We start from the raw sequence: 12928 nt of genomic DNA on the forward strand, positions 1-12928 counted from the left end.
ATGCAAAATATGGAAGCCGTCTTCAGAAATAAAGGAGAAACAGGGTGAAGGGGGAATACAAGCCCGGAAAACGCAACCGGGCAGACGCGTAGTTAAATCTGATAATCAATCGCCACCTCTTCCGGCTCCATCACCTGGCGTTTGATCTCATCCACGGACAGCCCTGCATTGCACAACTCGATAAATCGCCACACGTAGTTGCGCTGAAGCTGCCCGCGCTTTAGCCCCAGCCAGACGGTATTCGCGTCGAAAAGATGACGCGTATCCAGGCGCACCAGATTTCCGGCTTCATATTCTCCGCCAGACTGCTCGGCCACCAGGCCAATCCCCAGCCCTAACTCGACGTAGGTTTTGATCACGTCGGAATCCTGTGCACTCAGCACCACGTCCGGTGTGAGCCCTTTACGCTTGAACGCTTCATCAATGCGCGAGCGTCCGGTAATGCCCTGCCGGTAGGTAATCAGCGGCCATTTGACGATCTCTTCCAATGTCAACGGCGAAACCTGATTCAGGGGGTGATCGGCGGGTAACAGCAGGCTGTGATGCCAGCGGAACCACGGGAACGCCACCAGCAGCGAGTCGTTGCTCAGCCGTTCACTGGCGATACCAATATCTGCCCCACCGTTATGCAGCAGCACTTCGATTTCCTGCGGCGTGCCCTGGATCAGTTCCAGACGTACGTCCGGGAAGATCTCACGAAATGCTTTGATAACGGTCGGAAGACTGTAGCGCGCCTGCGTATGGGTGGTGGCGATTGTCAGCACACCTGACGCGTCGTTGGTAAAGAGATCTGCCAGCCGACGAACGTTGCTGGCCTCGTTGAGAATGCGCTCAGCGATGGTCAGCAATGCCTTGCCTGGCTCCGTCATGCCCAGCAGGCGCTTGCCGCGACGGATAAAAATCTCAATGCCTAACTCCTCCTCAAGCTCGCGGATATGTCGGCTGACGCCTGACTGGGAGGTGTAAAGCATGTTGGCGACCTCGGTCAGGTTGTAATCCCGCCTGGCCGCCTCACGAATAATTTTAAGTTGCTGGAAATTCACGATTCACTCCGGCGCATCTGACATAAGGCTATTGTTAGAGTCAGCCGGGCTGAAGAACAAATAATAAAAACCAGCATCTTATGCTTATTTGGAATATCAGCTGACCAGTTGCAGCTCGCGATTTTCCAGCGACGGCTTACTGACCAGAGACATCAGGATCTCTTTCACCGCCTGCGCCTGCGGTGACAGGGAGCCGCGCGCGGACATATTCAACGACAGCGGTAAGCTCATGGATGGCGTGGTGATGCGGGCCATCCAGCCATTCGCCGCGCTGCACAGTGAACGTGCGGCAGACTCGGGCAGTACCGTTACCCCCATGCCGCTGGCAATGGCGGCAGTCAGCGTGGAGATGGAATCAATCTCCCCGATAATCTTCGCCGTCAGACGGCGCAGCGAGAACGCTTCGTCAACGCGAACGCGCACGGCGCTGTAGTCGCGCGGCAGGAACAGGTTCATCTCTGCCACGGCGGTTAAATCAATGCTCTGGCCGGGGCAATCACGGGTCCCGACCAGATAAAGATCTTCCTTAAGCAGCGGCTGGCTGGTGATCCCGGCAACCGGTGAGCGATCGTACAGCACCGCCATATCCAGCTGACCGTTGAGCAGTTTGTCATTGAGCACGGAACCACTGTTCTCATGCAGATAAACCAGCACTTCCGGTAGCTCCGCGCGCACCGCCTGAAGCAGCGGCATGGTTACCGACGATGCGGCCGTTCCCGGCGCCAGGCCGATGGAGACATTCCCGCTCAGGGTCTGACCTACGTTGTGCACGGCCAGTTGCGCCTGTTCGCACTGACGCAGGATCGTACGGGCATGGGTATATAAAATTTTTCCCGCTTCGGTAGGCGTTACGCCGCGCTTGGTGCGGATCAACAGTTGCTGGTCCATTTCGCCTTCCAGAGTCGCGACCTGCTGGCTCAGCGCAGGCTGCGCGATATGCAGCACTTCAGCCGCCTGGGTCAGGCTGCCGATATCGACGATTTTTACGAAGTATTTCAGTCGTCTTAAGTTCATGTTGCCCCCTGTTCGAAAATAGCGTGCCGGTAACGGCTGTGTTGTTAAACAGGTTTTGCAATATGGATGCCAGGTTTTGGCAGCGAATAAATATCTTTGCTAAGCGGCTGAAAATAAGGAAAGCCAATCGCTGGTGCCTGTTTTCAGACAGTGACAACGGATTCCGATCTGCCCCATTCGGGGTATATCTGCACAATAATGGTGCATTACGTTGGCAAAAACGTCAGTTTGCTGTTTTTGTCAGCAAACAGTCTAAAGTCGGCGATCCATCCTTTGACAAGGCGTACGCAGGTCGATAATATGCGCCCCGTTCACACGATTCCTCTGTAGTTCAGTCGGTAGAACGGCGGACTGTTAATCCGTATGTCACTGGTTCGAGTCCAGTCAGAGGAGCCAAATTTGAAAAGCCTGCTTTAAAAGCAGGCTTTTTGCTTTTCTGCGTTTGGTAAGTTTGTCGGGTGGCGCTCTGCTTATCCGACCTACGGTCCTGTAGGCCCGGAAAGCGCAACGCCACCGGGCATTGCAAGCCTCACCGGCATCCCCGACCGCCGTTCCAGCTCAGCGCCCGCCCCTTCACTTATCAGCTGCGTCCTTTGCGCGGCCGAAATGGGCAGCGGCACTTTTCGGGTTGATTCAAATTCCGCGCGATTGCGTGAAAGCGGCTCGTGAACCTCTAGCCAGCGGCTACCATCCGGCTCGGTGGTCATTTTTACGGGCTGATCGATAAGCTGTACCCGCGTCCCCACCGAAACGTTATCGAACAGGTATTTGATATCGTTATTACGCAGGCGAATGCAGCCCTGGCTGACGCGCAGGCCAATGCCGAAATTTGAGTTGGTACCGTGGATCGCGTACAGCCTGCCGATATAAAGGGCATACAGCCCCATCGGGTTATCCGGCCCGGCGGGCACGAACGCGGGCAACGTTTTCCCCTCTTTCGCGTAAGCACGTCGCGTATTTGGCGTGGGTGACCAGGTTGGGCCTTCCTGTTTGCGCTCAACGGCGGTTACCCAGTTACGCGGCGTTTCGCGCCCGGCCTGACCAATGCCAATAGGCAGCACCTCAACCGTGTTGCTGCCGGGTGGATAATAGTAAAGACGCATTTCCGCGACGTTCACCACAATCCCTTCACGCACCGTTGGCGGCAAAATTAGCTGTTGCGGCACCACCAGCGCTGTACCGTCACGTGGTAAAAACGGATCTACCCCCGGGTTAGCTTCCAGCATATTGCTTAACCCTTGCCCGTGCTGCGCTGCAAACGCTTCAAGCGGCAGGGTATTGCCTTCAGGTACGGTGACAGTTATCGGCGCTCCCACCAGGCGGCTCCCCTCGGGAGGGAGTGGGTAGGTTACAGCAGATGCAGCGGGAACCAGTATACAAAGCGTAAAAACGAACGCGGCAAATCGAATCATAGTGTTCTGTACTCGGTCAAAGAGAAAGCCTGCCGGTGGGCAGGCTTAGCTTACTCATTCAGTTATCCTTTCGTCGTGCGCCATCTCCGGGTAAGGACTTTTTCCGCTTCAACAATCATGAACATTGCGAACCCGATCAGGAAGGTAATGATCCAGTAGCGGAACGGCAGCGCTTCGGTACCGAACAACATCTGCATAAACGGCGCATAGACGATCAGAAGCTGAAGGGCCAGAAGTACGCCGCTCACGATCCATATGCCCTTGTTAGCCAGCAGACCTTTACTCAGGGAGAAGCCGTCGGTGACGCGGCAGTTGAGCATGTAAAACCACTGGGCAGTGACCAGCGTTTGCAGCAACACGGTGCGGATGAACTCCGCCGAGTAACCGCGCGGTTGCAGCCAGGCCTCCAGCACAAAGGCGCTGATGGCAATCATCAGGCCGACAAACACCACGCGCCAGATGGCGTAACCGTCCATCACGTGCAGGTTAGACTTACGCGGCGGCCGGTTCATGATGTCCTTCTCACCCGCTTCAAACGCCAGACCAAACGACAGCGTTGCCGAGGTTGCCATGTTCATCCACAGGATCAGTACCGGTGTTAACGGGATAAGGTTCCCCGCCAGCAGGGCAATAATGATCAGCAGGGCCTGGGCGATGTTGCTCGGTATAACGAACAGAATGGTCTTTTTCAGGTTGTCGTAGACCCGACGCCCTTCATGGACCGCCCGGGCAATGGTGGCAAAGTTATCATCCGTTAACACCATATCGGCGGCTTCTTTGGTGACTTCAGTACCTTTGATCCCCATAGCGATGCCGACATCCGCCCGCTTCAGCGCAGGCGCATCGTTCACGCCGTCCCCGGTCATCCCGACCACTTCCTGCTTACTTTGCAGCGCCTGCACCAGACGGAATTTATCTTCCGGGCTGGTTCGGGCAAAGATATCGTATTTTTGCGCCGCCTCGCTCAGCTGGTGGTCGTCCATCGCCTCCAGTTCGCGCCCGGTAATGGCGCTCGCCGCGTTGCCAATACCCAGCATCTGACCAATGCTCATCGCCGTTTGTGGATGATCCCCGGTAATCATTTTCACGCGAATGCCCGCCTGCAAGCAGTCGGCAATGGCCGAAATGGCTTCCGGACGCGGGGGATCCATCATGCCCGCAATGCCGAGCAGTATGACCCCCTCTTGCAGATCCGCATGCGTCAGCTCGCGCTGCCCGCTGGCGGCCGGTTTCCAGGCCGCAGCCACCATGCGCAATCCTTCGCGCGCATACTCTTCAATCTTCTCTTCCCAATAGTGCAGGTTGAACGGCTCCAGCCCGTTTTGAGTCTGCTGGTGCTGGCAAAGACGGAAAAGGACGTCCGGCGCACCGGTGATTAACATCACCTCTTCGTCGCCCAGGCGATAAAGGGTGGACATGTATTTATATTGCGAATCGAATGGGATTTTACTGCGCAATTCTGCGTCAATTGGCGGAAGCGGGATTTTTGCCGCCAGCACCTTCAGCGCGCCTTCGGTAGGCCCGCCGGTGATTTTCCACAGCCCCTGCTCATCTTTGATCAGCTGGCTGTCATTACAGAGATCGACGGTGCGCAGATAGCGCTCCAGCACAGACCCTTGGGTCACGGTTACCGGTGTTGGATCGTCAACAGGGTGAATATTGCCCACCGGCTCGTAGCTGTCTCCCTCCACGCGGTAGGTGGTGTCCGCGGTAATCACCGCTTTTACCGTCATCTCATTCATGGTCAGGGTGCCGGTTTTATCCGAGCAGATCACCGTCATCGCCCCCAGCGTTTCCACGGTAGGCAGCTTGCGAATAATCGCCTTGCGACGCGCCATCGCCTGCACGCCCAGCGAGAGGATGATAGAGATAATGGCCGGTAAACCTTCCGGCACCGCCGCCACCGCAAGGCTAATCAGCGACAGCACCAGCTCTGATACGGGCATATCACGGAAGATAAGACTGAAAACGAACAGCGCCAGCATCATCACCAGAATGGTGATAAAAATGGTCTTGCCGAGCTTGTCCATTTGCACCATCAGCGGGGTACGGTGTTTTTCAATGTCCGACATCATCTGGTTGATATGGCCGAGTTCGGTCTCCCCACCGGTCGCCACCACCAGCCCTTTTCCCCCGCCGGAGCTGACGGTGGTGCCAGAATAAAGCAGGTTGTAACGGTCGCCTAACGGCAACTCCCCGTGGAGCGCATCGCTGCTTTTCTCCACTACCGTGGATTCGCCGGTAAGAATAGCTTCTTCCACCCGCAGGTTGTGCGCCTCTATTACGCGAAGGTCGGCAGGAATGCGATCCCCGGCGCGTATCACCACGATATCTCCCGGCACCAGCGCTGTCGTCGGGATAGTTTCATGGTTGCCCTGCCGGATGACCACAGCCTCGCTGGAGAGCATATTACGAATGCTTTGCAGCGATTTCTCCGCATTGCTCTCCTGAATATGTCCAATCAGGGCGTTGATGATGGCCACCCCAAGAATGACAAACATATCCACCCAGTGTCCCATTATCAGCTTCAGCAGCGCCGCCGCCAGTAGGACGTAAATAAGGACATCGTTGAAATGGGCCAGAAAGCGCAGCCAGCCAGGTTTACCCGGTTTTTGCGGTAAGGCATTTTCACCGTATTTTTCCAGTCTGGCGGTGGCTTCTGCACTGGTAAGTCCGTCCAGGCTGGATTGGATATTTGTCAGGGTTTCATCAACGGTCTGTTGATAATACGGATGGTGAGGCTTTTCTGTTATCATCGTTCCTTCCTCGGGTTCTTTTCAGAAATCACCTTGCTTTCATGTCATTAACGAATAACGAAAACAGGAACATGTGCATAACGAACGATACTCGCCGCCTCTGACCCTAATAAATGGGTTTGAATATTGGGATTGCGCGACCCCACAATAATCGCGCCGACGTTAAGTTCATCCGCCAGTTTGATTACCTCATCACGTATATTCCCGCTGCGAACATGTAGATGGACATTTGCTTCCGGCAGGCTGATTTTTTTTACCAGCGCGGCCAGTTTTTCTTTAGCATTATTAATCATATATTCATCCATCTTTCTCGCGTCTGCAATAAAACCGCGGGTCAGTTCCGCCGAGAACTTTGGCATAACGTACAGCAGATGGACATTACCCGATGCGCTTTGCGCCAGGAATTGGGCATGCTGTAGCGCTTTATCAGACAACGCTGTTTCGTATACATCCACCGGCACCAGAATCGTTTTATACATATCAAGCATCCTTTTTATAACCAACACAACAGTGAGTGAATCAGGAGAGATCGCATCAAACCCATGGGTACAGGCGTGAATGCCTTTTACGGAAAAAAGGAATGGATGCTATTAAACGTAGCACAGGAATATCAGGATGTTATTCAAAGGGGATACGCTATCGTATCGCTTGTTTCGCCTGAGTATGTCATGCCACTAATAATGGTTATTTAACATTTATTTATTCACCGACTATGCTCATAGTCAGACATGCAACACGTTCATTCTCATTATCCCGCGCCACCTTCAACCTCATGGAGGAATGCATGTACGGTTTAAGCCTGATTCGCCTTGGTTTGTTTATTGCGCTTGCCATTATCGCCAGCACAGCAATCGGTTTATTTACCTATGTGGTCGTCTCGGCCCTGGCGGAATAGTGCCACCCCAGCATTGATGACGAAATAAATAAAACAATTATTATCAGGGGAATACTGTGAAGCGCTACCTCTCTCTTCTGCCTGCTGTTTTATTGCTGCTGACGGCGTGCGACCCCAAACCCGACCGCGCCGCGCCCCTGCCAAAAATGGTAAAAGTCGCAGAGGTGGTCAAGGCCGGCAACGCGCAGCAGCGCGTATTTCCCGCGCGTATCGAATCCGGCGACGCCACCGATCTCGCGTTCAAACGTGCCGGGCAGATTGAGACCCTGGACATTCGCCAGGGTGCCGTTGTCAAACAGGGGCAAAGGCTCGCCAGTCTTAACGATCGCGAAGCCCGGCAGCGTCTGAACGACAGGCAAACGGCGGCGACCCTGGCTCAGCGGCAATTCGACCGCTTCCAGACCCTGGCAGGACGCCAGGCCGTGTCGAAGGCCGAGATGGATGTCCAGCGCGCAAACCGCGATTCTGCAAACGCCGCGCTACAGATTGCTCGCGAGGAATTAAGCCAGATGACGCTCGTCGCCCCCTTTAGCGGGACAGCGGCCAGCGTACATGTGCGAAATCATCAGGTCGTCTCAGCCGGCCAGCCCGTCGTCACCCTGACCCGTACCGACCTGCTGGACGTGGTGTTCAGCCTTCCAGAGAACCTGTTTAACACCTTCGATATCCGCAATGCGCAGTACAAACCGGTAGTGAGGATCAACGCCCTGCCCGGTCGCGAGTTTACCGCTGTGTACAAAGAGCACTCAGGCAGTAGCGACAGCAACACATTGACCTGGCAGGTGATTTTAACCATGCCCCGCCCGGATGATTTTCCCGTCGTGGGCGGCGTAAGCGGAACGGTCACCATCAATTTAACCAACCTACCGGCGGGCGTGGGCAATGAGGCGCTGGTGGTGCCAGTTGAAGCGGTCTTTAACCCGGATAACCGCCCGCGCAATGAGCCACACGTCTGGGTGGTGACGGGCGAAGGCGATACGTTGCACCTGGAAGATCGTAAGGTCAGCGTCGGGCAAGTCAGCGCTGAGGGGGTCGTCATCGTCGGTGGGCTTAAGGCGGGTGAACGCGTGGTGGCCGCAGGCGTTGGGGAGTTACATCCCAACCAGCCGGTACGTATCTGGACGCGTGAACGGGGACTGTAATGGATATCTCTCGTCAGTTTATCAGCAACCCGGTTCGCGTCTGGCTGACTATTGTGCTGCTGGGCGTAGGTGGCATTATTGCCCTGTTGAACATCGGCAGACTGGAAGATCCGGCGTTTACCATCAAAACGGCGGTGGTAATCACTCATTATCCGGGCGCGTCGGCGCAGCAGGTTGAGGAAGAGGTCACCCTGCCACTGGAAAACGCGCTTCAGCAGTTACCTTACCTGGATAACGTCAGCTCCATCTCCTCCAGCGGCCTGTCGCAGATCACGGTCAATATAGCCTCGCGCTACCACTCAAATGCGCTGCCGCAAATCTGGGATGAACTGCGTCGCCGGGTGGGAGATGCCGCCCGACAGTTTCCACCGGGGGTAGTGACCCCGTTTGTGAATGACGATTTTGGCGATGTGTTCGGCTTTTTCTTTGCCATTTCCGGCGATGAATTCAGCAATCCGGAACTGGTCCGGTATGCCGAGCAGCTGCGCCGGGAGTTGGTCCTCGTGCCGGGCGTGGGCAAAGTGGCCATCGGCGGAGCCCTCACCCAGCAGATTAACGTGGACATTTCTCTGAGCAAAATGGCCGCGCGCGGGATTACGCTTAACCAGCTTTCTGCCCAGCTCAGCAGGCTGAACGTGGTTTCCAGCGCGGGAGAGATCCCCTCCGGTACTGAGTCAATTCGTCTGCATCCTACAGGTGAATTCGAAAGTATTGACGAGCTGTCCGATGTCATAGTGACCCCGCCCGGCGTTGGGGCGGCTACCCGTTTACGGGATATTGCCACCCTGTCACGCGGGCTGGATGCGTCCCCTGCCAGCATCTACCATGCCAACGGCAGAAAAGCCGTCACCATGGGCGTCTCCTTTATCCCCGGCGTTAACGTGATCGACGTGGGACATGCCCTGGAGGCGAAGCTTGAGCAGATGTCAGCCGAGAAACCGGCAGGTATCCATATCGACCTGTTTTACGATCAGGCGGCGGAGGTCGGGCATTCCGTCAACGGATTTATCATTAATTTCCTGATGGCGCTGGCGATTGTCGTCGGTGTGTTGCTGATCTTTATGGGCTTACGCAGCGGGCTCATTATCGCCTTTTCCCTCGCGCTCAACGTGCTGGGCACGCTGCTGATCATGTATCTCTGGGGCATAGAACTACAGCGTATTTCACTGGGGGCGCTGATCATCGCCCTCAGTATGCTGGTCGATAACGCCATCGTGGTTGTCGAAGGGGTACTGATAGCCCGGCAGCAGGGCTCGCCCCTGCTTAACGCCATTAACGCGATTATTCGCCGCTCTGCGCTGCCGCTGCTGGGTGCGACGGTCATCGCCATCCTGGCTTTTGCGCCCGTCGGGCTGTCACAGGACTCCACCGGCGAATACTGTAAGTCGCTGTTTCAGGTGCTGTTGATTTCACTGATGCTGAGCTGGTTCTCAGCCCTCACCATTACGCCGGTGCTGATTAAATGGTGGCTGTTTAAACATGACGCTGCACCGCCAGACGCCGACAAAACGGATCCCTACGACAAACGCATCTATCGGATCTACCGGGGTTTGCTCAATGCGCTGTTACGGCGTAAAGCGCCAACGCTGATGGTGATGGCCGCACTGCTGGCTGCCGCCATCTGGGGCTTTGGCTCGGTGCGGCAGAACTTCTTCCCCTCATCCAGTACGCCAATTTTCTTTGTCGACCTCTGGCTCCCTTACGGGACCGACATTAACTGGACCGAGAAGATGACCGGTGATATCGAGAAAACCATTAACGGTCAGCCTGGCGTGGAAACTACGGTCTCGACGATTGGTCAGGGAAGTATGCGATTTATTTTGACCTACAGCGGACAGCGGCAGTACAGCAACTATGCACAAATCATGGTGAGAATGGACGACCAGCGTAACATCCCCGCCCTGACCCGCCACGTTGATGAGTACATTGCACGGAACTACCCGCAGGTTAACGCCAGCACGAAACGGGTGATGTTTGGCCCCTCCGGTGACAGCGCCATTGAAATACGTATTAAGGGCCCCGATCCGGACAGGCTGCGTCTGATCGCCAGCCAGGTAGACAACATTCTTACGCGCGATCCGGCGACGGACAGCGTCAGGAACGACTGGCAAAACCGCAGCAAAGTGATCCGCCCGCAGTACGTCACCGCGCTGGGACGTGAGCTTGGCGTGGATAAGCAAGACGTCGATAACGCCCTGGAGATGAATTTCTCCGGCAGCCGGGCGGGACTGTACAGAGAAGGAAGCGACCTGTTACCCGTGGTGGTGCGCCCGCCGGAAAGTGAACGGCTGGACGCCAATCACCTGAATAACGTCCTGGTATGGAGCCAGACCCGTCAGCAGTATATTCCGCTGAGCAACGTCGTCAGCGGCTTCGCGCTGGAGTGGGAAGATCCGCTGATCCTGCGTCGCGACCGCTCGCGCGTGCTGACCGTGCAGACCGACCCTGACCCGCTAAGCCAGCAAACGTCCGGCGATATTCTCGCCCGCGTGAAGCCGCAAATAGATGCCCTGCCTCTGCCCCACGGCTACAGCATCGAATGGGGCGGGGACGCGGAGAACTCCAGCGAAGCGCAGCAGGGGCTATTTACCACGCTGCCGCTCGGGTATCTGGTGATGTTTGTGATCACGGTGCTGATGTTCAGTTCGGTGAAAAACGCCGTCGCTATCTGGCTGACCGTGCCGCTGGCGCTGATCGGCGTTACGCCCGGTTTTTTACTTACCGGGATCCCCTTTGGCTTTATGGCACTGATTGGCCTGCTGAGCCTGAGCGGGATGCTGATCCGCAACGGCATTGTGCTGGTGGAAGAGATAGAGCAGCAGAAAGCGCAGCAGGATCAGCACAGTGCGATCGTTTACGCCGCCACGTCGCGCCTGCGTCCCATCCTGCTCACCGCCTTTACGACCGTGCTTGGCCTCGCCCCCCTGCTGCTGGATGTGTTCTTCCAGAGCATGGCCGTTGTGATTATGTTTGGGCTTGGGTTTGCTACAATCCTGACGCTGCTGGTACTCCCCGTAATTTACGCGTGTTTTCATCGTAAGGACGAAGCTGAACAACAATGAATGCGACAGGGCTGAACATCATCAAGACGCTGGGCTGTATGACAGCGGTCACCTTCTTCACCATCTACAACACCTGGGACCATTACGATTATGACTATCACTGGATCCTCGGTTTTTTAACCTTCATTTCGACCATCGCCACGCCGTTGTTTTTTGTGGTTGCAGGGTATCTGGATGGGCAATCCCGACACGGCACGCGCTGGCAGCTGGATAAGATCAAAAGCCTGGTGATCGTCTTTCTGTTCTGGGTAACCATTTACTACCTGTGGGAGCCCTATCAGCGCGGATATCTGATCCAGCCCTGGTTCGTGTTCGCGTTTGTCGTGATTTACACTTTTCATCCGGCGGTGGAGTGGCTCAGCCAGCGGCGAACGCTGTTTTGCGGGGTGATTGTCACCCTGCTGCTTTTCTCATACGGGTACGATTTGCTGTCAGCCCTCTATCCTGATGTCCACGTGCTTTCATTGTCGCCGCAGTATCGCCTGTGGACGTGGCTGCTGTTTTATCTGACGGGGCAGCTCTTTTGCGATCCGCAGATTGCGGCGTGGATCGGCCGCAAAAATGTGGTCAGGGCAGCGGTGATTGCCATACCGTTTATCTATCTCTTCACGTGGTTTTACGAACGGCATTTCTTTTTTGCGCTATTTAAAGCGGACAGAAACGCCTTTATCCTCACCGGATCGCAAATCTACATCCTGATTATTGCCCTGGTGATTGCGGCCAACGGCGTACGTTTTCGCCGCAATGCGGAGTTTAAAGAGTCCGTGCTGGCCGCCATTAGCAAAACGATGACCGGGGTCTATATCATGCACTACTCGGTGTTTCACCTGCTGACGGCGCTCATTCCGGTAACGTCCCTGAGCACCAAACTTGCTCTGATTGTGCTCACCTTTGTTACGTCGGTCCTGTTTTCGCTGCTGATTCTGTCCAACGCAGTGGCCAAAAAAGTGATCACCCTTTAAAAGCCCAGGCGCAGCCAGGCAAACAGCACGTTGCCGTTGTTGTAGGTTCCGGGAATATAGGTGAACTGGACGGTGACGCGCTTATATCCGGCAGAGAAAAGCGGGAAGATAAACGGCAGCGGGACATAGTTAGCAAAGTCGTCGCGCGCGGTGATCCCCGCGGCGGCTCCCAGACCCAGACGGAAATCTTTTGCGTTATCCAGATACCAGCCCTTTTCCCAGCCGTAGCCCATCGCGGGCTGCCACTCGTTATGTGAATCTTTAAACATCATGGCAAAGAGTGCGCTCCAGTTGCCCTCGTCGTTGTAGCGAGAAACGCCCAGTCCGCCGCCCCACGGCATTTCGTTGTAGTTATCCGTTTTCTCTTTGTCATACATAAAGCGGGCATGCCAGCTCAGAAACGGCAGGTAGAGATCGTAACGATCCGGCTGCTCCCAGGTCTGGGAAATATCGTCTGTTACCGCATCCCACCAGCGGTGGATGCGCTGTTCGCCGTAGACTTTTGGCTCCGCATGCAGCGGCGAAGCCACCAAAAACAGGACTACCCAGAGTGCAGGAAAGAGGCGTTGCATCGTTATTCCCTCAGCTTACGTCACACAGCGATCATTATTACTGTAAACCATTCAGCCCTAACCGGAGCCA

Annotated in this window: 9 protein-coding genes and 1 tRNA gene; 4 read left to right on the forward strand and 6 right to left on the reverse strand. The window is 55.6% G+C overall.

All coding sequences use genetic code 11. The annotated features are described in order from the left end of the window. Positions 1-92: 92 nt before the first annotated feature. A complete protein-coding gene (cbl, locus tag ACOTX2_RS01570) occupies positions 93-1043 on the reverse strand; it encodes an HTH-type transcriptional regulator Cbl (protein WP_063147752.1) in 951 nt (316 codons plus the stop codon). A gap of 96 nt (positions 1044-1139) precedes the next feature. Beyond that, the gene (gene nac / locus ACOTX2_RS01575; RefSeq protein ID WP_022648585.1) at positions 1140-2057 is read right to left on the reverse strand and encodes a nitrogen assimilation transcriptional regulator NAC; all 918 of its coding nucleotides are present in this window, start codon (positions 2055-2057) and stop codon (positions 1140-1142) included. A gap of 320 nt (positions 2058-2377) precedes the next feature. Between nac and ACOTX2_RS01580 the strand changes: the two genes are divergently transcribed. After that, positions 2378-2453 (forward strand) — tRNA-Asn (locus ACOTX2_RS01580). A gap of 83 nt (positions 2454-2536) precedes the next feature. Here ACOTX2_RS01580 and ldtA read toward each other — a convergent pair. The 3 genes from ldtA to ACOTX2_RS01595 form a co-directional block, all read right to left on the reverse strand. After that, a complete protein-coding gene (gene ldtA, locus ACOTX2_RS01585) occupies positions 2537-3469 on the reverse strand; it encodes a L,D-transpeptidase (RefSeq protein WP_063147751.1) in 933 nt (310 codons plus the stop codon). A gap of 62 nt (positions 3470-3531) precedes the next feature. Next, a complete protein-coding gene (locus tag ACOTX2_RS01590; RefSeq protein ID WP_038416342.1) occupies positions 3532-6225 on the reverse strand; it encodes a cation-transporting P-type ATPase in 2694 nt (897 codons plus the stop codon). Positions 6226-6272: 47 nt separating this feature from the next. Then, positions 6273-6704 (reverse strand): universal stress protein, encoded by a 432-nt coding sequence (locus ACOTX2_RS01595; protein WP_023300514.1) that lies wholly within the window; start codon positions 6702-6704, stop codon positions 6273-6275. 472 nt (positions 6705-7176) lie between these two features. On the opposite strand from ACOTX2_RS01595, the gene ACOTX2_RS01600 reads away from it, so the two are divergent. From ACOTX2_RS01600 to ACOTX2_RS01610, 3 genes are read left to right on the forward strand one after another with little or no spacing between them, the layout of a single operon-like run. Beyond that, positions 7177-8262 (forward strand): efflux RND transporter periplasmic adaptor subunit, encoded by a 1086-nt coding sequence (locus ACOTX2_RS01600; RefSeq protein ID WP_063147750.1) that lies wholly within the window; start codon positions 7177-7179, stop codon positions 8260-8262. Next, the gene (locus ACOTX2_RS01605; protein WP_063147749.1) at positions 8262-11324 is read left to right on the forward strand and encodes an efflux RND transporter permease subunit; all 3063 of its coding nucleotides are present in this window, start codon (positions 8262-8264) and stop codon (positions 11322-11324) included. The genes ACOTX2_RS01600 and ACOTX2_RS01605 overlap by 1 nt, the downstream gene beginning before the upstream one ends. A 38-nt stretch (positions 11325-11362) precedes the next feature. After that, the gene (locus tag ACOTX2_RS01610; protein WP_160863192.1) at positions 11363-12286 is read left to right on the forward strand and encodes an acyltransferase; all 924 of its coding nucleotides are present in this window, start codon (positions 11363-11365) and stop codon (positions 12284-12286) included. Here the strand turns inward: ACOTX2_RS01610 and pagP are convergent. Further along, positions 12283-12858, reverse strand: a complete 576-nt coding sequence (pagP, locus tag ACOTX2_RS01615) for a lipid IV(A) palmitoyltransferase PagP (RefSeq protein ID WP_023300518.1) — start codon at positions 12856-12858, stop codon at positions 12283-12285. The two genes, ACOTX2_RS01610 and pagP, sit on opposite strands and share 4 nt — an antisense overlap. Positions 12859-12928: the final 70 nt, after the last annotated feature.

Origin of the sequence: Enterobacter cloacae complex sp. IR5412 (genome assembly GCF_049237385.1) — a bacterium.
Lineage (GTDB): Bacteria > Pseudomonadota > Gammaproteobacteria > Enterobacterales > Enterobacteriaceae > Enterobacter > Enterobacter intestinihominis.